The organism is Arachidicoccus terrestris, from assembly GCF_020042345.1.
Taxonomy (GTDB): domain Bacteria; phylum Bacteroidota; class Bacteroidia; order Chitinophagales; family Chitinophagaceae; genus Arachidicoccus; species Arachidicoccus terrestris.
Window position 1 is genome coordinate 2,362,134 of the sequence record NZ_CP083387.1, and the last position, 20,549, is coordinate 2,382,682.

Sequence of the window (20,549 nt, forward strand, 5' to 3'; positions counted from 1 at the left end):
TAAAAAATGACATTGTAATATGGTACCCACACGATTATATGACGCAATTGATTATCAAGAGCGCAATTTCTCAAAAAAAGATATGTTGGTGCATAAAGAAGATGGTCTGTGGAAATCCATTTCTACGCTGGAAGTAGGAACAGCTTCTTTACATATGGCGGCGGGCCTTCATAAAATGGGTATCAACGCGGGCGATTTTACCGCGGAAGGAGCCGATAAGGTGGCTATTATTTCAGAGAACCGGCCGGAATGGATTATAGCCGATCTCGCTGTTCAACAAATTGGTGCCATTCTGGTGCCGATATACCCTACGACTCCTCCTGAAGAGCTCTTGTATATTTTTCAGGAATCAGCCGTTAAGATGGTATTTATATCTAATCAACTGTTACTTAAAAAATACAGCGCAATTCTGGAATCTGTTCCAAGCATTCAATTTGTGTATACTTTTAATGATACAGACAGCCCCAATTGGACCTCCATTCAGGATATGGCTGATGAAACCTCTATTGCTTCAGTACAAGAGATTAAAGCCAATATCACAGGTGATCACCTTGCAACGATTATTTATACTTCCGGCACCACCGGTCATCCCAAAGGGGTCATGCTGTCTCATCGAAATATTTTGAGTTGCGCGATGCTGGCCAAGGAGAGCTTCCCTTTTCCGGATAACCCTTCGCTCAGGGCACTTAGCTTTTTGCCGCTGAATCATATTTTTGAAAAATGTATCAGCTACGTATATCTGTTTAGCGGGATCAGTATTTATTTTGCGGAAGGGATGGAAATGATCGGACAGAATATTAAAGAAATAAAGCCTCATATCTTTATGACCGTTCCCCGGCTACTGGAAAAGGTTTTTGAAAAAATCAATAAAACCGGGCAGCAATTAAAAGGAGCGCAGAAGAAAGTATTTAACTGGTCCATTCGTGTGGGAGAACAATATGATAATAGAAAATGGAAAAGTCCTCTGTATAAGGCAGAACTAAAGCTGGCCCGCAAACTGGTTTTTTCAAAATGGCAGGAGGCGCTGGGAGGGGAGATATTGTATATAATTACAGGAGGCGCTGCCTGCCCGCAACGTTTACTAAGAATATTCAATGCGGCAGGGATTCCGGTATACGAAGGCTATGGCCCAACCGAAAACAGCCCGGTCATTTCTGTGAATCGTCATGTCCGTAACGAAAACATGATCGGAACCGTTGGTCCTGTAATGGACGGCCTTGAATTTAAATTAGAGGCAGATGGAGAAATCTGTGTAAAAGGGCCGACCGTCATGCAGGGCTATTATAAAAAACCGGAACTCACTGCAGCCACCATTATGGACGGCTGGTTACATACGGGCGATATCGGTACATTAATGGAAGGGATGTTCTTAAAAATCACAGACAGAAAAAAAGAGCTTTTCAAGACTTCGGGAGGTAAGTATGTGGCGCCTCAGCCCATAGAAAACAAATTAAAAGAGCTGGAGATTGTCGAGCAAGCCATAATTGTCGGGGCGGAACAAAAATATGTAGGTGCACTCATCGTGCCTCAGGCAGAAGCTCTTAAATCCTGGACAGAAAGAAACAATCTACCTTATAATAGTCTGGAACAGGCGATTGCTTTGCCGGAAGTAAAGAAACTCTATAAGGATCATATTCAAAAAATCAACCAGACCCTTAGTCAGACAGAGCAGATAAAAAAGCATATGTTGCTTTCCAAGCCCTGGGGAATCGATTCCGGAGAATTGACGCCTAAACTAAGCGTTCGTCGCAAAGTCGTAATACAAAAATATAAGGATTCTATTGATAAATTATTTGCCTAGATCAATCCTTTATTTAAATTCATAACCAATATCCTTTCTATACTGAATCCCGTCAAAATGAATGTCTTTTAGAAGCTGCCGGGATTTTTCCGCCGCCGCCTCAATGTTTTCCCCAAAAGAAGTAATGGCTAGCACTCGGCCTCCATTTGTCAGGATATCCGTTCCCTGCAATTGAGTGCCTGCGTGAAAGATCAGGCTTTCATTGTTTTGTTTTAATTCGGGAAGGGTGATTTTTTTCCCCTTCTCATAAGATCCGGGATAGCCTCCACTTACGGCTACTACAGTAACGCAAGACTGCACGGCCGGTTGTATATTTACCTCATTTAATCCTCCATAGTAGACAGCCAGGAACAGGTCTACTATATCTGCATTCAGACTAGGCATAATTACTTCCGTTTCCGGATCTCCCATGCGACAGTTATATTCAATGACCATTGGTTCCCCCTTGACGTTAATCAGGCCGAAGAATATAAATCCTTTATAGTCAATTTCCTCTTTAGCAATGCCTTCAACTGTCGGGCGTATAATCTGGTTCTCTACTTTCTCCATGAAAGAAGTATCCATAAAAGGGACCGGCGTAACACAACCCATTCCGCCGGTATTCAGCCCGGTGTCGCCTTCACCAATGCGCTTATAATCTTTTGCATGGCCAATAATCTTATAATCTTTGCCATCAGTTAATATAAAGACACTTACTTCGATGCCGTCCAGGAACTGCTCAATGACCACTTTGGAAGACGCTTCTCCAAATTGTTTGTTGAGTATCATTTCTTCAAACGTCTTGAGCGCTTCCTCGTGGGTTTGAGCGATGACGACACCTTTGCCTGCTGCCAGACCATCGGCTTTCAGGACAACAGGCAGGCTATGGCTTGCTATATAAGTTTTACCCTCCTGATAATTATCTGCATTAAACTCCGCATAAGAGGCTGTTGGAATCCGATGGCGTTCCATAAATTTTTTGGAAAAAGCCTTGCTGCCTTCCAGCTGAGCTCCAGCTCTGGAGGGCGCGATAACCATTCCCTTCCAATCCTGCTGCCCCTGAAAATAGTCATAGACGCCATTTACCAACGGGTCTTCAGGTCCTACCACCAACATGGTGACCTTGTTATCAATCACAAATTGTTTGATCGCATCAAAATCGTTTACGTCAATGGGGACATTCTGACCCACAGCAGCTGTTCCTGCATTACCGGGTGCAATAAACACCTTATCACAATGTTTACTTTCCTTGATTTTCCAGGCCAGGGCATGCTCTCTACCTCCAGACCCCAATATGAGTATATTCATATAACAGATTTTAATAAAACTCCCGCGAAATTAAAAAAGCCAGGGCATTTTTCCTTTCTTCTTTTAAAATTTAAGATAGGTCTAAAAACAAACAAAGCCGCTAATTGTTGAATTAGCGGCCTTTGCAACTTTTAAACCTTTCCTTTGTAGAGCGTACGGGAATCGAACCCGTGATTCCTCCGTGAAAGGGAGGTGTCTTAACCCCTTGACCAACGCTCCGTAATCGTTTGGGATTGCAAAGGTAATATAATTTAAATTTTGACCAAATATTTTTCAACATTTCTGAAAAACAAATGTTTGCAAACAAACGGTTATTCACGAGAAAAATGTTAATTCTTTATTATAACTCCAGTCTTTCCTGTAAATTCGCATCACATTATTCAAAACAAAAATAAATTCGATATGAGTTCAGTTAAAGTTGCGATCAACGGATTTGGTCGCATTGGTCGTCTCGTTTTCCGCCAAATTTATAATATGGAAGGGATCGATGTTGTGGCTGTTAATGACCTTACCAACCCATCAACGTTAGCCCACCTGCTTAAATATGACAGTGCCCAGGGCCGTTTTGAAGGTACCGTAACAAGCACTGACAAATCTATCATCGTCAATGGTGAAGAAATCAATATATATGCCCAAAGAGATCCATCTCAGATTCCGTGGGGAGAGCATGATGTAGATGTTGTTATTGAATCTACAGGCTTCTTTGCCGATAAAGATAAAGCAGCTGCACACTTAAAAGCAGGTGCGAAAAGAGTGGTGATCTCTGCTCCGGCAACCGGTGACCTGAAGACAATTGTTTTCAATGTTAACCATGAGATCCTGGATGGCAGTGAAACGATCATCAGCTGCGCATCTTGTACGACCAACTGTCTGGCTCCTATGGCTAAAGCGTTAAATGACGCTTTCAAAATTGAAGTAGGTAGCATGACCACTGTTCACGCTTATACCAACGACCAGAATACACTGGACGCACCACATCCGAAAAATGACCTGCGTCGTGCCCGCGCTGCTGCCCAGAACATTGTTCCAAATTCTACTGGTGCAGCTAAAGCAATCGGCCTGGTATTGCCAGAACTGAAAGGTGTATTAGACGGAGGTGCCCAGCGCGTTCCTGTTATCACCGGTTCATTAACAGAGCTTACCGCTGTTTTAGCTAAAAAGACCTCTGTTGAAGAAGTTAATGCCGCAATGAAAGCAGCGAGCAATGAAAGCTTCGGTTACAATGAAGATCCTATCGTCAGCTCCGATATCATCGGCATCCATTATGGTTCGTTGTTCGATGCGACACAAACTAAAGTGGTTGAATTCGGCGACAAACAGCTGGTAAAAGTCACCAGCTGGTATGACAATGAAATGAGTTATGTATCTCAACTGGTTCGTACTGTTCATTATTTCGCTGGCTTGATCTCTAAATAATTCTTCTTAATAGAATTCTGACATTTAAATAACAAAGGGGTATGTCGTTGAGACCTACCCTTTTGCTATTTAAGCCGGATATTTTGCAAGAACATTTTCTATTTATAAACAATTCTAACAATGAACTGGTTCATTCTAATTATTGCAGGGTTATTCGAAGTAGGCTTTGCTACTTGTCTGGAAAAAGGCAATCAGTCCAGTGGGTCAACCGCGGTCCTATGGTATAGCGGTTTTGTGATCAGTTTGACAGTCAGTATGTTATTACTGATTAAGGCAACGCAGGCGCTCCCTATCGGAACAGCTTACGCAGTCTGGACAGGAATTGGCGCTGTCGGCACTGTTTTGGTAGGTATATTATGGTTTAAAGAACCAGCCAGTTTTTGGCGGGTCTTTTTCCTATTCACGCTGATTGGTTCCATTGTGGGGCTTAAAGCAGTATCACATTAATTATGAATATAGTTACAAAAAAGACACTACTGGCCATTATTTCTTTACTGTTACTCTCCGGATGGGTAAGGGCCCAACCGGACCAACAGAAGGGCAATTCCGAAAAGGCGCTTTTATCCCTGTCATTTGACGAGCTTCCCAATACAATCCAAGTATTAGGTAATGATATCACTTATTCAAAATTCAGCAAAACATTAAAAATCAGCTGTATTGGTATCACGCAGTATAAAAATGCCAATATATCTTATACATTTAGCCTGACGCTTCCAGGATTTGACTTTAATAATGGAGCCAACAACAGTTACTCCAATGAAAAAAGCCACTTTTTTGATGCAAACAGTGATGCGGCACTAATGCTTCAATTAGGTAATAAGCAATTTGGTAATCTTTACAGATCAAAAGAAAAAGAAAATATACTTTCTAAGGTAGCCACGACAGATTATAAAATAAATTGTACAAACATTAAAGACAAAAATGGAAAATATATCATATTAATACGAATTAATAATGGGTCCGTTTTACAGGAAAGTTCTGAGAAGAAAAGCAAAACGGAGGAAGAAACCCTTCATATTTCTAAAGACCCGATGAGCCAGATTCGTGTAAGCAATCCACAGCCCGCATTACCTAAAGTAGAATCCTATAAATTCAAGAGTTCCAGTGAAGTCATCTATCCAAAGGATCGCTTAAATTAAATTCACCTATGGCCGAATAAGCCTGTAAGCGTTTTTAAGAATCTGAACATTAATTTCAGGCGCAAAATCAATGGGTTCTCCATCAATATGCATCGGGGCATTCAACAGATTTTTAATTTTAATTTCAGGGGTCTGAAAATACAGAATATTCTTATTGGTTACTTCCTCTACCAGTTGTTGTAACTTATTATTGCCACGTACTTGTTGAAGCACGGCAAAGGGTAATTTGGCTTTATTCATTTTCTGTACGACTACGATATCCAGTAAACCGTCATTTAATTTGGCTTCCGGTGCGATCGTGACGTTATTCCCGAACTGATTCGCATTCGCTACACTGATAAAAAAAGCATCAGAAAAAAATGAAAACTTATCCACTTCAATTTCGAACTGATAAGGCTGCGCCTTAAAATAATTGATAATACTTTGTTGTGTATAAGTAAGTAAACCCCGATTACTTTTTGTCGCAAAATCGTGAGCAACTTTCGCATCAAAACCGACACCGCTCAGCATGCAGGCAAAATGCCCGTTTACTTTAAAAGCATCTACATATTTCGCGTCGCCATCCAGGATCAGTTCAAAAGCCAGTTTGGGTTTAGAAGGAATACCTGCTGCTCTGGCCAGTCCATTTCCACTGCCGTAGGGAATTATTCCGAAAGTAACCGGTTCATTGTATAAAGCGCCTACCACATGGTTTACTGTTCCGTCACCTCCGATGATTACAATATCCGTAATATCTTCTTTTTGGATCTTATCAATCAGAAAATCATAGTTGCCTCGTTTATTCGTAGGCATAATCTCCGAATGAAGCCCTCTTTCTTTACTGATCTTTTCAATAAGTGTTACAAGGGTTTCTTTTTTAGCTGTTCCGGAGATCGGATTTACGAGATAGATTAGCTTACGCTCTTTTTTTTGAATGGCTACGCGCTGCACATTTGGCTGTTGTATCGTTTGTATATGCTCCATAATGATACCATTTGCATTCGTTAGGCAACAAAGATATTTGTTTAATCACATAAAATCTGTTAATAAATCCAGCAAATTAATAGGAATCAAAAGCCTCGAACCGAATTAAAATTTTAATTATCTTTAAGCCTCACAACGACAAAGCTTCATATATTATTTTGAAACTAATCAGGCACTTAAGCTTTCTAAAGGCCGTTCTATGGTATACTTTAACTGCATTCGGAGGGGCGCAGGGTCATTTTGCCATGATGCTTAAAACCTTTGTGCAGCAAAGGAAAGATATTACGGAAAATGAACTCCTGGAATACAATGCTTTTTGCCAGATGTTACCGGGTGCATCCTCTTCACAGACAATTACACTGATTGGCTATAAAAGGGGTGGTCTGATTCTGGCCATACTAGCTTTAATAACGTGGGTTTTACCAGCCAGTATCATTATGGGTAGTCTGTCGTTTTTACTGGACTATCTGGATAAAAGTGCCATTGATACCAAAGAGCTCTTCAAATACATCAAACCGATGGCTGTGGGGTTTATCGCATTTTCAGCAGTAAAATTGTGTAGAATATCCATCAATAACACCATTACTAAGGCCATCCTGGTTATCGGTACTGTTTTGACCTATAGTTTTTTTAAAACTCCCTGGATCTTTCCTGCCGTAATCATTGCTGCCGGCATTACCACCAATTTCAGCCATAAGCGTATTCCGCAAATAGAAACAGCAACCAAAAAGATCCGTTGGGGAAATATCTTAATATTTTTCGCCATTTTCATCCTGGCCGGTGTTCTTTCAGAAACAGCGCGTAAAAATAACTGGAGTCAACGCGGTAAATATAATCTTTTTGAAAACTGTTATCGCTTTGGTTCACTCACATTCGGGGGGGGAGATGTGCTGGCCCCGTTGATGTATGAACAGTATGTTGTACGTCCCACGACTAAAGGCGTTCAGGAAAAAAATATGGGGGTATTGAAAATGGACAATGATGCCTTTCTAACTGGCTATGGTATGCTGAAGGCCATTCCGGGGCCAACATTTACCATCAGTTCTTTTGTAGGAGGAATGGTCCTGAAAGACCGAGGGCCGTCAGCACAGTTTTGGGGTTGTGTTATCGCGACAGTTGCCATCTTTCTCCCCTCAACTTTGCTTATTCTTTTTTTCTTTCCCGTATGGAATAATTTAAAAAAATATGCAATTATTTACCGCTCACTTGAAGGCATTAATGCCGCCGTGGTTGCCATCATATCAGCTTCTTCTCTATATCTTATGAAAGATATTTCCGTAAATGTTATCGATGGAAATATAGAACATATTATTAATATAACAACTATTGCCGGAACGTTTTTATTACTTAAATATACCCGGGTTCCGGCTCCTTATATCGTAATTATTTGTCTCCTGTTAGGGGTTATATTTTAAGTAATAATAAATATTTTTAATATGTAATGTTATTCTATTTAAAGTAGTTATTTGTCTCGATATAGTCAACAACCCTTTCTGGCACTAGAAAACGGATGGATTTATTTTCTTGAATATTTTTCCGGATAAACGATGCAGATATATCCAGCATAGGTGCTTCCAGGATATGTGCATTTATGCCAGGGTTTAATCTTTCAACCGGAAAACCGGGCCTTAAATAAATCAAAAATAAATAATCACGTATTAACTGTTCATAATTTCGCCATTTGGGCAAATTATTAAAACTGTCAGACCCCATGATCACGGTAAATTCATCATCCGGATATTTTTCAGTCAGATAAGTAAGCGTTGTAATAGTATAAGAAGGTTTCGGCAATCGAAATTCTACGTCTACCGCTTTTAGTCGGCTACTGTTTTCAATAGCAAGATTAACCAAATGCAACCGGTCATATTCGCCCAACAAAGTGCTGGAAGGTTTGAGTGGATTCTGTGGCGATATTACCAACCATACCCTATCTAAATCAGTATAATTTAGTACGTGCTCGGCAATGATAAGATGACCAGTATGAATCGGATTAAAGGATCCAAAGTATAAACCTATCTTCATATTAAAAGAATGGAATAATATAACATTAAAGAAAAATCAGGAAGACATGCTAGACTACCTCTTCAACGAGTATATTCTCGGCTTCATTTATCCGCAAGCTTAAATTATAGCCCACTACAGAGATGGATATAGGATCACCCAATGGGGCAATTTGTTCTACTTTAATAATTTCACCTGGAATACAACCCATCTCCATTAACTTAATAAATATTTCATTATTAGAAAATTCCCTAATTACGACGGCTTTTCCAACACGGATTTCTGACAACTTCTTCATATATAGAAAATTATAAACGCAAAATTAACTGATTTCAACCATTAGGCAGGCTTTTTCGAGATAATTTCCGAATTTTGACAATTAAACAACAAACCATGCAAAGAGTATCCTTTAATTACTTAGACAAACAGCTTCATTTAAAGAATAAAACCGCAATTAAAGCTTTTATAGCAACAATTTTCAAATCTGAAAAGAAAGGCCTCAAATCAATTGACTACATATTCTGCTCTGACGATACACTGCTTGATATGAATAAGCAACAGCTAAAACATGATTATTACACAGATATCCTTACGTTTGAATTAAGTTCTACTAAAGATACAATAGCAGAGGTTTACATTAGTGTTGATAGGGTAAAAGACAATGCAAAGACCTTACAGGAGCCTTTTGAAAAGGAAATGCTTCGTGTTTTATTTCACGGTGCCCTACATCTTTGCCACTATAAAGATAAGACAGCAAAAGAAGCGGTATTGATGCGAAAAATGGAGGATTACTACATAAAAAAGTACTATAGGACAAGTGTTCCACGTGGAACTAAATTAAGATAGGTATTAATCACCATAAGATAGTAAGTAAAAAGGTTCCACGTGGAACCTTTTTACTTACTATCTTATGTATAACCAAAGCGCGCTAACGACAATATGGTAATTCAATATATAGTTTTAGTCTAATCAACTGTTTCACGTGAAACATCAATTTAATAATTAATCAACTACCTTTGCACCCTATAAATTTTAATTATGTTTCAGGAATATGATGTTATAGTGGCTGGAGCCGGACATGCCGGAAGTGAAGCTGCTGCCGCTGCCGCTAACTTAGGTAATAAAGTGCTCCTTATTACCATGAACATGAATACGATTGCTCAAATGAGCTGTAATCCAGCTATGGGAGGAATCGCTAAAGGTCAAATAGTCCGGGAAATAGATGCAATGGGGGGTTATAGTGGCATTGTCTCAGATAAGAGCATGATCCAGTTTAGAATGTTGAATAAAAGCAAAGGTCCCGCCATGTGGAGTCCCCGCACACAAAATGACCGCATGTTGTTCGCCTTAACATGGAGAGAAATGCTTGAACATACAGAGAATCTCGACTTCTATCAGGACACAGTGCAGGGTATTCTTGTAAAAGATCAGCAAGTTATAGGCGTAAAGACTAATCTAGGCCATGAAATCAAGGCTAAATCGGTTATACTTACAAGTGGAACCTTCTTAAATGGTATTATACATATTGGCGAAAAGCAATTTGGAGGGGGCAGGGTAGCTGAAAAAAGCGCGACTGGCATTACTGAACAACTGATAAGCCTGGGTTTTCAAAGTGACAGGCTTAAAACAGGTACTCCTCCCAGGGTAGATGCCAGAAGTCTGGACTATTCAAAAATGGAAATCCAAAAAGGAGACGATGTAATCACAGGATTTTCATACCTCGAGACAGTCAATAAATTAGACCCGGCCAAACAATTGCCTTGCCATATTACTTATACAAACACTGAGGTACATGACTTATTAAAAACAGGTTTTGATCGAAGTCCAATGTATACAGGGAGAATAGAAGGAACAGGCCCCAGATACTGCCCCAGTATCGAAGATAAGATAAACCGGTTTGCTGATAAGAACCGACACCAATTGTTTGTTGAACCCGAAGGGTTCAAAACAGTCGAAATCTATGTAAACGGGTTTTCAACTTCCCTACCGGAAGATGTACAATATAAGGCACTGTCAAAAGTACCAGGATTCGAAAATGTAAAAATGTTTCGCCCGGGTTATGCCATTGAATACGATTATTTTCCACCTACACAGTTAAAAGCAAATCTTGAAACAAAACTTATTAAAAATCTGTTCTTTGCCGGGCAGATAAATGGAACCACCGGATATGAAGAAGCTGCCTGTCAGGGATTAATGGCGGGTATCAATGCACATCTTGCCATATCAGAAAAGGAGCCATTAATTTTAAAAAGGAATGAAGCTTATATAGGTGTACTCATTGACGATCTGATCAATAAAGGCACTGATGAGCCCTATCGGATGTTCACCAGCAGAGCGGAATATCGAACATTATTACGGCAAGACAATGCCGATTTAAGGTTGACTGAGTTAAGCTACCAGTTAGGTTTGGCAAAAGAAGAGCGCTACCAAACAGTTCAACAGAAAAAAACGGACGTCGCAGCGATGATTGAACAGTTAAAGCAAACCTCCATTTCTCCTGAACAGATCAATCCCTATTTGGAAAAAATCGGTTCTACACCCATTAGTGAAAAGCAGAAATTTTCTAAGATAATTCTCCGCCCTGCAGTTTCACTGGAAGATATGATCAATGAAGTAGGTATATTGAAGGATATTATTAATATTAAAAATTTAAATAATATTCAACAATCTGAAATACAGATAAAATATGAAAGATATATAGAAAAAGAACAGGAAATTGTTGATAAAATCAATCAGATGGAATCTTTAGTAATACCCGATTCATTTGATTATAATAAAATAACCGCATTAGGCACAGAAGCTATCCAAAAATTCAATAAAATCCGTCCAAGAACCATTGGGCAGGCAGGCAGAATAAGCGGCGTAAATCCGGCTGATATTCAAATTCTGATGGTTCATATGGGCAGGTAAACATTTTACCATTAAATTAATGAAAGCTTAGGGAAAGATCAGTAATATTACCCTGATTTAATACGACCGCATTTGAAACCATTCGGCATTTTACTATTCATCTCTATCTGGGGCCTTTTTCCCGCTACTGTCTTATTTGCACAAATGACGGTAAAGGGGCATGTATACCAGGACAAGTATCGGACGCCGCTGGATTCAGTCGTTGTCATTACTCAATCCGGCAAGAGAGCCGTTTCGGATTCAACAGGCAGTTACCAGATCCAGATTGACCCTAAAAATGATTCTATTTGGTTCAAGTTCAGAGACAAAATCACACATAAGTACCCCGTAGACACGATTAAAAATACAAGAGATTTTGAGGTCCAGATTTATTTACCAAAAGCCTACACACAAACACCAAAAGGATACTTACCCACGGTTACGGTAAGAGCCAGGAATTATTATGAAGATTCTCTGGCTTTAAGGGAGGATTACGCAAAAATATTTAATTACAAAAAACCAAGTCAGGCACTGGGTGAAAGTTTCGGTGTAGGGGATAACGGTGGAATGGCCGTTGACCTGGATGCGATTGTCAATCTATTCCGGTTTGGTTATAACCGCAGGCAGAAAGTCTACCAGAAGTTTGCCCTCAGTGTGGAACAGGAAAGATACGTCAACCACCGTTTCACCAAAAAACTTGTAGAAGATATAACAGGGTTGTATGACGCTGAGCGGGATAAGTATATGGAAGTATACCGGCCATCTTATGAAGATCTCTCACGCATGAACGATGTACAGCTGGGTCAATACATTAAAATCACGTACAAAAAATTTCTCCATCAGAAAACAGAAGACAAGTATGAAAAGAATATTTTCCTCTCTCCTTATGAGCAAAGAAGAGGAAAATAAGCTATCTGTTATTTTATTAATCCTGCATTCCTGCTGATCTCCATCATACGGTCGATAGGCTTCTTGGCCGCCAGCCGCAGCGATTCATCCATTTTTATCTCCGGCAACTGGAACTTCATACACAAATACAGCTTCTCCAGCGTATTGAGTTTCATATAGGGGCAATCGTTACAGGCACAGGCATTATTGGGTGGCGCCGGAATAAAAGTTTTTGTCGGAGAATCCTTTTCCATCTGATGCAGAATCCCCGCTTCAGTCGCCACAATAAATTCCTGTGCAGGACTCTTTTTAGCAAAATTCAATATCTGGGTCGTACTGCCGATAAAATCAGCCTCTTTTAAAATAATCTCTTCACATTCAGGGTGCGCTAATAATAGTGCCTCTGGATGCCGCTCTTTAAGGCCTAAAATCTTCTCTAAACTGAAAATCTCATGAACCATGCAGGAACCGTCCCAAAGCAGCATATCGCGCCCCGTACGTTTGTTTATGTAAGCACCTAAATTTCTGTCCGGAGCAAATATGATCTTTTGTTCCTTAGGTACACTGTCAATGATCTTTTCCACATTGCCACTGGTACATATGATATCACTCAGCGCTTTAATCTCTGCAGTACAATTGATGTAAGAAATAACGATGTGGTCTGGATGGGCCTCTTTAAATTTTCTAAATGCTTCAGTCGGTGCACTGTCTGCCAGAGAACAACCCGCGTTTAAATCGGGCAATAATACTTTCTTAGTCGGATTCAGGATCTTTGCTGTTTCCGCCATAAAGTGTACACCGGCAAATACAATTACATCCGCACTAGTGGTCGCTGCTTGTTGCGCGAGGCCCAGGCTATCTCCAATATAATCTGCCAGATCCTGAATATCAGCCTCCTGATAGTAATGTGCTAAGATAATGGCGTTGGTCTCTTTCTTTAGTTTTTCAATCTCCGCAAATAGATCCAGGGAAGGATCCACAGGGAGATCTAAAAAACCTTTTTTATTTAAATGCGCTTTCGCTTCTATTATGTTCATAACTGCTGTAATAATTAATTATATAATTATTTATTTAAAAACCCTATTACTATTAAGGGTGTGAATATCTGAATAAATTGATTATTCACAATCATCAAAGTTAATTACTTTTCAGTTATCAACCGTTATCCACAAAATTATCCACTCCCTGAACCCTTTTAAATACTAGCTTTATCTACAATTATCCACACTGTGGATAAACAAAGTTCAGTTTATTCACATTCACTTATCCACAGCTATGCACTGTTAATTATGATAGGACAAAAAGTTAAGAAATAGACGTTCTTTTAACCGTCCATAAAATACCGTGTATTTGTTCTAAACTTATCCACATTCGTTTGGATAAAATCGAGAGTTATACACCATATTTATAGTTATCCAGATAGGTATGTGGATTAGCGTTCAATCAAGAATAGAGTGATCGACCCACTCACCATTAATCAAAATTCTTCATGCCATTTATGATAATCTTTCGGTTACGAAAGTAGAGCTATCTGATGCTATAGGTCAAGGTGTAATAGGGAACCACGAACAATGCACCATTTTCGGAAAATACAAGCACCCTGTTTCGGTAAACTACCGGCTAATATTGGTTCTATTCATTATAAAGGACAACCAGGATTTTTCTAATACCGACCCGTTTTTTTGACTGTTACTGTACCTGACTTCTTCATGGTCATATAACAATCAGGTAACTGCTATGAAGAAAAGGCAGTCAGAGATATTTTCTGGCTGCCTTTTAAAAATTAAAAAATGAAAACGGTTTTAATCTTCCCACTGTAACGCTCTCTTTTTAATAATATAGACAAACCCAATAAGAAATAAACCCACAAAAAGCAGTATTTCTATAAAACCTGTCCAGGAGAGGCTTTTAAAGTTAACAGCATAGGGATAGAAGAAAATAACTTCTACGTCAAATAAAACGAAAAGGATCGCAATCAAGAAGTATTTAATGGCCATCGGCTGCCGCGCGTTACCATGGGTCGTAATACCACTGGTAAAGTTAGCGAGCTTATCATTTGTTTTGCGTTTAGGGCCTAGTAAAGAAGACACGAAGATCATCAGCGCTACGAAACCTATTGCAAAAATGATCTGTAAGGCGATAGGTAAATAATCGGTCGCGTTTTCAACTACACCCGGAGCGGCACTTAAAATATGATTTAATGACATATTATACTCAGTTTGAATGGCAAAAATACGCTTTTCAGTCAAAAACAAAAAACTTCGTAATCCTGTCATGGATTACGAAGTTTTCTATATGATTATTCCTTTTCGGAATTACTTTCCACCAGTGGAATCAGTAGAGGTGGAGTCTGCATCACCTTTATGTTTTTCCAGATAACTTCTGATCTGATCGCCATATTGTTTAGCGGCCGCATTGGTTGGATCCAGCGCTAAAATCGCATCAAACATTTTCAGACCATTCGGATAGTCTCCTTTGGCGTTCACATAATAATTGGCCAGGAAACCGTACTGTGCCAGAATATAATCTTTATATTTTGCAGTATCCTTTTTCATAAAATCAATATAATCCATGATAGCGGGTACGGCTGCAGTAGTGTCTCCGGCTTTTAATTTAGAGTCTACCAGGTATTTGTAGCCATATATCTGTGTAGGATACTTGGTCTTATAAAGTGTGAACAGTGAGTCTGCAGTCGGATAATAGGTAGAGTCAGTCTGTGCCAACTCATATGCCGCATAACCTGCATTGAAAAGAGCAGTATTGTAACCATCAGATGTACTGTCTTTTTCATCATACAGTTTTCTTAACCATTGATATTTTTCAACTGGTTTATTGGCCTTTTCCAGTGCAAAGGCGATAGAGTCTGCATAAATGGACTTTTCTGCAGGAACAGTATCCATATCGTAGGCAATTTTCAGGTATTTAACCGCTGAATCTGCCATTTCAGGAACATCTTTGTAGATAAAACCACCGAATGCATAGTCATCTGCAGTCAGATTAGAGGGCGCAACCGTTGAGAAGAATTTCTTCGCATAAGTAACGGACTGCGTGGTATCGCCTAAGCGGTGATAGTTCATCGCCATAAGCAGGTTCAGATGAGAGAAATTGGCACAAGTACCGGCTTCCATTTCTTTACCTTTATTAATGGATTCCTGATAGCTACCTGACCGGAAAAGATAATCTGCCTGGAAATATTGTACGTTACAACCACCATCAGAATTTTTCACATATTGGTCTAAATAGGCTTTAGCCTTGTTGTAATCTGTATTTTTGAAATAATCAAAATAATCCAGATAGATAGGGGCATATGTTGCATCCGCAGCGATACCTTTTTTGTACCACTCATCCATCACGTCAAAGTTATTTTGAGAATGGAAGATTTTCCCCATGCGGTAATAGGCTGCTGCGTAGGCAGGGTTCCTTAAAATAGCATTGTTAAAAGCAACAAATGCATTACCACCCTGGTCTCCACCTAATTTTAAAAAGTTCATCCCTAAATACAGGCAAGGTTCCGGATTGGTTTTATCCAGATCCATAGCTTTCTGTAATATGGGAATAGCATAAGCGGGATCACCGATATCTCTGTTTCCATACACGCTGGCACGGCCAACAGCTGTCATGAGTTTAGCCTGCTCTTCTTCTTTATGTCTGCCCTTGAATTTATCAGCTGCAGCTAAAGCGGCCTCAAATTTCTGTTCAGCGGCCTGTTTGTTATGGTTGATAAAGTCTATTTCACCAAGACCGACCAATACCCATGGATCTTTACTCGCAGCGTATTTTTGATACAGCGCGTTGGCTTTAGCCACACCGTCTGCTTCACCATATGTGTTATCCAAATACACCTGGCCTAACCAATAAATGGCCTGGCCATCTGGTTCTTTTGCTTTGTTTACAACATCCTGCAAAATTTTCTCGGCGTTTGTATATTTTTGGTAATACAGTGCTTTAACGCCCTCTTCCAGGCTTTGCGCCGTGGCAAATGAAATTGCACTTACAACCGCGAGAAAACTAAAAACAACCTTCTTCATTTTCTTCATTTTTATTTTTTGTTTACCTGATTTCGATATGTAGGTTTATCGCTTTAAAAATTTTAATACCTCTATTTATCTTTGACTGATGAATCCTGATCCGGTTTGTTAATCACCTTTCGGACGACGAAATTCATCTTTGCGGGGACAAGCTCCCCCCTTCTGAAAATCAGTTGTCCTCTTTCAAAACTCATAAAATTGTAAAAGGAAGCGCCTAATCCGATATCAGCATTTTTCAGAATCCCATACAAAGGACGTACCAAAGGATACTGGACACTGTATATTGTTGCTTGCGAAGGCTTTGCAAAGGTTCCGTCATTGCATCGCTTACATTCCACATAAGCCAGTTTTACCCGGTCTCTGTATTTTTCTGCAATTTCTGACCCCAGTATCCAACTCGAGCCAACAAAACCAATAGCATTTTTATTATCTGCTACCTGCTTTAAGACATCTTCGTTGCCACTAGTCCCTTTTACGTTAACACCAAAGTTTTTTCCATTTGTGATAGAATCCATAATAAATCTGACTGAACTGGTAGCATTATCGCCATCTAATAGTACCTGATATTTGCCAGGGGTTTTATCAGTCAATAATTTCCGTAGCTGCTCAATTGAAAATGTACTATCATCAGCTGAACGGTTGACCACAAGTGCAACTGCATCATAGGCCAGTACGGAGTACAATAATGGATGACCCAAAACTTTTTTGTAATAATCACTTTCCTCTTCGTTCGGGGCCCTGGTTACAAGAATCATTTGCGTACTGTCGGATTGAAAATCTCGAAAACAGTCGGCTTCTGACTTATATTTAATTTCAATGTGCGCTTTTGGGAAAGAGGCTTCGAAAACCATGATTTGTTGATCAATTATGGGTTTAAAAGACTCGTCCACACTCACACGAAGGGTTCCTTCTTGAGGATGACTATCCTTTTTTATTTTGGATTCACAGGAAGTTAAATTCCAAAGAACGAGGCTAAAAATAAGTAGAAATTTTGTTGCACGAAAAAAAAACATAAACTTTTGTTTTTTAGAAATAATCCGGTTTCTAAATTTAACACATATTTACAAAATTAATAATCTTGTTTAATTCCCCTATATAGCCTGAATCCGCCATAAAGCGCGCATAGTCCGCCGAATAAATATTTGATGATCGGATCTTTATCAGCCATCATTGCCTGAGTCAGCTCAAATTTATCACCGAAGAACATTAGAACTCCTACGGTCAAAATTAAAACGGCCATGACGATGTCCTTAATTGACCGTACGTTATTATAGCGTTTTCTTTGTCTTTCCCTAACCTGACGACCCAGATCCGTATCCATAATATATCATTTTAATAATTGTACTACAACTAAGATGTTGATTTTGCTATATTCCATACCTGAATCTGTCAAAATACTCATAATTCCTCTGCTGTCTTGCGGATGACGTCCAGCGTTTCCTCCAGATCCGACTGACTCAGTGCGTTGCTAAGGAACCAACTTTCATAACCGGAGGGAGGTAAATGTACGCCTCTTTTTAAAAGCCCATGGAAGAACCGGGTAAACCTGCTCATGTCTGAACGGCTTGCGGAAGCAAAATCAGTTACCGGCTCCGTATTAAAAAAGAGGCTTAACATGCTACCAAATTGGTTAACCTGTACAGGAATATTCTTTTCTTTAAATATATCAATCAGCCCTTTTTGCAAAAAGGCTCCTTTTTCGTTCAATTCTGTATAGTATTCAGGATGATCCTTTAGTTCCGCAAGTAAGGTATAACCGGCAATCATTGCCAGCGGATTACCGCTAAGGGTCCCTGCCTGATAGATATTTCCTAACGGAGCCACCTGCTCCATAATTTCTTTTTTGCCGCCAAATGCGCCCACGGGAAGCCCTGCTCCGATCACTTTACCATAAGTGACGAGATCTGCATTAATATTGAGCCGCTCTTGTGCTCCTCCGGGCGCCAATCTGAAACCGGTCATGACCTCATCAAAGATAAGTAAGATATTTTCCTGATCACAGATCTGACGCAGCCCTTCCAGGAACCCCGCTGCAGGCAATACACAACCCATATTACCAGCTACCGGCTCTACAATAATTGCAGCAATTTCTCCTGCATATTGTTTTACCAGATTGCGGACCGCTTCCAGGTCGTTATAGGGAGCCGTGAGCGTATCCAGGGCAGTACCTGCTGTGACGCCCGGCACCTCCTGGATGCCAAAAGTGGCTACGCCACTGCCTGCTTTTACCAGAAACATGTCGGCATGTCCATGGTAGCAGCCCTCGAATTTGATAAATTTATTCTTACCAGTATACCCCCTGGCTACCCGAAGAGCAGACATGCACGCCTCTGTTCCGCTATTGACCATGCGGATCAGATCCACATTCCTGGTCAGGGATTTGATCAATTCAGCCATTTCTACCTCGAGTTCAGTCGGCGCGCCGAAAGAAGTAGAATTTGCTGCTTTTTTTTGTATTGCGTTTACGACTGGTAAATAACTATGACCCAGGATCATAGGCCCCCAGGAAGCTATATAATCTATGTATTTCTGGCCATCCGCGTCATAGAGATAGGCGCCTTTGGCTTTTTCTATAAATATAGGGGTACCTCCGACACTTTTAAAAGCCCTGACCGGAGAATTAACGCCGCCTGGTATGGAATTTTGTGCTCTTTCAAAGAGGCGTTTGCTGGACGTGTATTCGTACATAATATCTGAATCGTTGTCGTTCTAAATCGATTATAAGTCAGCAAATGTACGCTATAATTCAGGACAACCTATGCATCAGGCGCATCCTTCTGGTGTATTGTTATTCCGGTTTGGCTTCTTTTAACGCTTTTTCAATTCTTTTGTCGGGGACCAGCCAAATGATGGCGCTGAGCGCATAAAAGGCAATGGACAGCCATGGGATAAAAAAGGCACTGGCAATGCCGGCTATGTAGATAAACGGAGAGGCCTGTTCTTTAAGCGTTTTATTTTCGACTGCCTTGGCAAGCAGGCCGCTGCGGTCATTGGCATGGATCAGACAGTTCAGTAAGATGACCCAGGCAATTGCCGCCATAAACAGCACAAAGCCATATAAGGCCAGTGGCGCTGCTGATGTGTGGTTTTCACCGACCCACGCCGTGGTAAAAGGAAATAAAGATAACCAGAAGAGCAAATGCAGATTCGCCCAAAGGACCTTTCCATTTACAACTTTGCAGCATTGTAACATATGGTGGTGGTTATTCCAGTATATCCCCACATAGATAAAACTGAGTATATAGCTAAGGAATTTTGGAACCAATGGCAGCAGAGCGCTAAAATGGCCATCACCCGACTCAGGAATTTTGAGTTCCAGTACCATGATTGTGATGATAATGGCCAGCACACCATCGCTGAAGGCTTCCAGTCTATTCTTTTCCATGTATATTAATCACTTACGGTGAGGAATTTAACCCTAAATTAGCCGAAATATAGCAATATTGTATCTTTTGACAGAAGAATCTGGCCGCGGCGTTTACCATTTGTGCGGATCATCCTGCGGGTCTTCAGTTTCATCTTCCTGCAATAACCGGTCGAGTTTTGTTTGTAAGCTTTGCAGTTTTTCCTCGGTTTGCTGCATTTCAATGAGGAATTCTCCCGCTTTATTCTGTTCTGTCGCCAACCAGAGTAAGGCCATCGAAACATAATCTTGCATGTCCTTACCGGCAAACTTGCTTTTGTATTCCATGACTTTATCATTGACCATCTTAACCGTTTTACGAACGATCTCCTCATCGGCCTTTTTGGTTTTTAGCCGGAAGGTTCGATCTCCGATGAGGACATTAATGATAATGATATCAGTCATATTATCAGGCGTCTAAAAGTGTAAGGCATTTATTGATTTCTTTCAGGTACTGATCGATGCGGTTTTGTAGCAACTGTTGCTGGTGCTGGTCCATTGTTTTAGTAGTGCTGATAATACCCGCGTCGAGTTTTAACTGTAAGGCCTCACAAGCCTTCTGACTTTTAGCCAGTGCTGTTTCAGTTTCGGATAAGCTGTTTTTCAACTGCTTATTCTCTTTTTGCAACAACTGATACTTTTTAAGGAGTTGCTCCAGTTTATCTTCCAGATTTTTAAGCGTGGTCTGCTCCATGATAAAAAGTGTTTAAAGTTATTGCCTTATTTATATTCTG

21 protein-coding genes and 1 tRNA gene are annotated in these 20,549 nt (G+C 40.1%); 8 read left to right on the forward strand and 14 right to left on the reverse strand.

All coding sequences use genetic code 11. The annotated features are described in order from the left end of the window. The first annotated feature begins 19 nt into the window (after nucleotides 1–19). A complete protein-coding gene (locus K9M52_RS09275; protein WP_224071776.1) occupies nucleotides 20–1,801 on the forward strand; it encodes an AMP-dependent synthetase/ligase in 1,782 nt (593 codons plus the stop codon). 9 nt (nucleotides 1,802–1,810) lie between these two features. Here K9M52_RS09275 and purD read toward each other — a convergent pair whose 3' ends face one another. Together purD and K9M52_RS09285 are read right to left on the reverse strand one after the other, a co-directional pair. Beyond that, nucleotides 1,811–3,088, reverse strand: coding sequence for a phosphoribosylamine--glycine ligase (purD, locus tag K9M52_RS09280; protein WP_224071777.1), 1,278 nt, complete (start codon nucleotides 3,086–3,088; stop codon nucleotides 1,811–1,813). 147 nt (nucleotides 3,089–3,235) lie between these two features. After that, a tRNA-Glu gene (locus tag K9M52_RS09285) sits at nucleotides 3,236–3,307 on the reverse strand. A gap of 183 nt (nucleotides 3,308–3,490) precedes the next feature. Between K9M52_RS09285 and gap the strand changes: the two genes are divergently transcribed. The 3 genes from gap (at nucleotide 3,491) to K9M52_RS09300 (ending at nucleotide 5,643) form a co-directional block, all read left to right on the forward strand. Continuing rightward, nucleotides 3,491–4,504 (forward strand): type I glyceraldehyde-3-phosphate dehydrogenase, encoded by a 1,014-nt coding sequence (gene gap / locus K9M52_RS09290; RefSeq protein WP_224071778.1) that lies wholly within the window; start codon nucleotides 3,491–3,493, stop codon nucleotides 4,502–4,504. Nucleotides 4,505–4,624: 120 nt separating this feature from the next. Beyond that, nucleotides 4,625–4,951 carry a DMT family transporter gene (locus tag K9M52_RS09295; protein WP_224071779.1) on the forward strand — a complete coding sequence of 109 codons (327 nt, stop codon included), beginning with the start codon at nucleotides 4,625–4,627 and terminating at the stop codon, nucleotides 4,949–4,951. 2 nt (nucleotides 4,952–4,953) lie between these two features. Further along, nucleotides 4,954–5,643 carry a hypothetical protein gene (locus K9M52_RS09300; protein ID WP_224071780.1) on the forward strand — a complete coding sequence of 230 codons (690 nt, stop codon included), beginning with the start codon at nucleotides 4,954–4,956 and terminating at the stop codon, nucleotides 5,641–5,643. Nucleotides 5,644–5,649: 6 nt separating this feature from the next. On the opposite strand, the gene K9M52_RS09305 is transcribed toward K9M52_RS09300, so the two are convergent. Continuing rightward, nucleotides 5,650–6,606, reverse strand: a complete 957-nt coding sequence (locus K9M52_RS09305) for a diacylglycerol/lipid kinase family protein (protein WP_224071781.1) — start codon at nucleotides 6,604–6,606, stop codon at nucleotides 5,650–5,652. Nucleotides 6,607–6,764: 158 nt separating this feature from the next. On the opposite strand from K9M52_RS09305, the gene chrA reads away from it, so the two are divergent. After that, nucleotides 6,765–8,021, forward strand: coding sequence for a chromate efflux transporter (chrA, locus tag K9M52_RS09310; protein WP_224071782.1), 1,257 nt, complete (start codon nucleotides 6,765–6,767; stop codon nucleotides 8,019–8,021). 34 nt (nucleotides 8,022–8,055) lie between these two features. Here chrA and nadD read toward each other — a convergent pair whose 3' ends face one another. Continuing rightward, nucleotides 8,056–8,628: a nicotinate (nicotinamide) nucleotide adenylyltransferase gene (gene nadD, locus K9M52_RS09315; protein WP_224071783.1), complete on the reverse strand. Its 573-nt coding sequence runs from the start codon at nucleotides 8,626–8,628 to the stop codon at nucleotides 8,056–8,058. A gap of 49 nt (nucleotides 8,629–8,677) precedes the next feature. Continuing rightward, nucleotides 8,678–8,905 (reverse strand): FeoA family protein, encoded by a 228-nt coding sequence (locus tag K9M52_RS09320; RefSeq protein ID WP_224071784.1) that lies wholly within the window; start codon nucleotides 8,903–8,905, stop codon nucleotides 8,678–8,680. 95 nt (nucleotides 8,906–9,000) lie between these two features. Here K9M52_RS09320 and ybeY point away from each other — a divergent pair, with 95 nt between their 5' ends. From ybeY to K9M52_RS09335, 3 genes are all read left to right on the forward strand, one after another. Next, a complete protein-coding gene (gene ybeY, locus K9M52_RS09325) occupies nucleotides 9,001–9,453 on the forward strand; it encodes an rRNA maturation RNase YbeY (protein ID WP_224071785.1) in 453 nt (150 codons plus the stop codon). Nucleotides 9,454–9,645: 192 nt separating this feature from the next. Continuing rightward, nucleotides 9,646–11,517, forward strand: coding sequence for a tRNA uridine-5-carboxymethylaminomethyl(34) synthesis enzyme MnmG (mnmG, locus tag K9M52_RS09330; RefSeq protein WP_224071786.1), 1,872 nt, complete (start codon nucleotides 9,646–9,648; stop codon nucleotides 11,515–11,517). 72 nt (nucleotides 11,518–11,589) lie between these two features. After that, the gene (locus tag K9M52_RS09335; protein WP_224071787.1) at nucleotides 11,590–12,405 is read left to right on the forward strand and encodes a hypothetical protein; all 816 of its coding nucleotides are present in this window, start codon (nucleotides 11,590–11,592) and stop codon (nucleotides 12,403–12,405) included. An 8-nt stretch (nucleotides 12,406–12,413) separates the two neighbouring features. On the opposite strand, the gene nadA is transcribed toward K9M52_RS09335, so the two are convergent. The 9 genes from nadA to K9M52_RS09380 all read right to left on the reverse strand — a co-directional run bounded on the left by nadA (nucleotide 12,414) and on the right by K9M52_RS09380 (nucleotide 20,509). Further along, nucleotides 12,414–13,421, reverse strand: a complete 1,008-nt coding sequence (gene nadA / locus K9M52_RS09340) for a quinolinate synthase NadA (protein ID WP_224071788.1) — start codon at nucleotides 13,419–13,421, stop codon at nucleotides 12,414–12,416. Between the two features lie 765 nt (nucleotides 13,422–14,186). After that, nucleotides 14,187–14,591, reverse strand: a complete 405-nt coding sequence (locus K9M52_RS09345) for an NADH-quinone oxidoreductase subunit A (RefSeq protein WP_224071789.1) — start codon at nucleotides 14,589–14,591, stop codon at nucleotides 14,187–14,189. A 108-nt stretch (nucleotides 14,592–14,699) separates the two neighbouring features. Continuing rightward, nucleotides 14,700–16,412, reverse strand: a complete 1,713-nt coding sequence (locus tag K9M52_RS09350) for a tetratricopeptide repeat protein (protein ID WP_224071790.1) — start codon at nucleotides 16,410–16,412, stop codon at nucleotides 14,700–14,702. Between the two features lie 71 nt (nucleotides 16,413–16,483). After that, nucleotides 16,484–17,425 (reverse strand): PstS family phosphate ABC transporter substrate-binding protein, encoded by a 942-nt coding sequence (locus tag K9M52_RS09355; protein WP_224071791.1) that lies wholly within the window; start codon nucleotides 17,423–17,425, stop codon nucleotides 16,484–16,486. Between the two features lie 56 nt (nucleotides 17,426–17,481). Continuing rightward, nucleotides 17,482–17,733, reverse strand: a complete 252-nt coding sequence (locus tag K9M52_RS09360) for a hypothetical protein (RefSeq protein WP_224071792.1) — start codon at nucleotides 17,731–17,733, stop codon at nucleotides 17,482–17,484. A gap of 77 nt (nucleotides 17,734–17,810) precedes the next feature. Continuing rightward, nucleotides 17,811–19,100 (reverse strand): glutamate-1-semialdehyde 2,1-aminomutase, encoded by a 1,290-nt coding sequence (gene hemL, locus K9M52_RS09365; RefSeq protein ID WP_224071793.1) that lies wholly within the window; start codon nucleotides 19,098–19,100, stop codon nucleotides 17,811–17,813. A gap of 100 nt (nucleotides 19,101–19,200) precedes the next feature. Then, nucleotides 19,201–19,797 (reverse strand): TMEM175 family protein, encoded by a 597-nt coding sequence (locus tag K9M52_RS09370; RefSeq protein ID WP_224071794.1) that lies wholly within the window; start codon nucleotides 19,795–19,797, stop codon nucleotides 19,201–19,203. A gap of 93 nt (nucleotides 19,798–19,890) precedes the next feature. Continuing rightward, entirely contained in the window at nucleotides 19,891–20,220 is a 330-nt protein-coding gene (locus K9M52_RS09375; protein ID WP_224071795.1) for a cell division protein ZapA, read from the reverse strand. 4 nt (nucleotides 20,221–20,224) lie between these two features. Continuing rightward, complete coding sequence (locus tag K9M52_RS09380; RefSeq protein WP_224071796.1) at nucleotides 20,225–20,509, reverse strand: hypothetical protein; 285 nt, start codon at nucleotides 20,507–20,509, stop codon at nucleotides 20,225–20,227. Nucleotides 20,510–20,549: the final 40 nt, after the last annotated feature.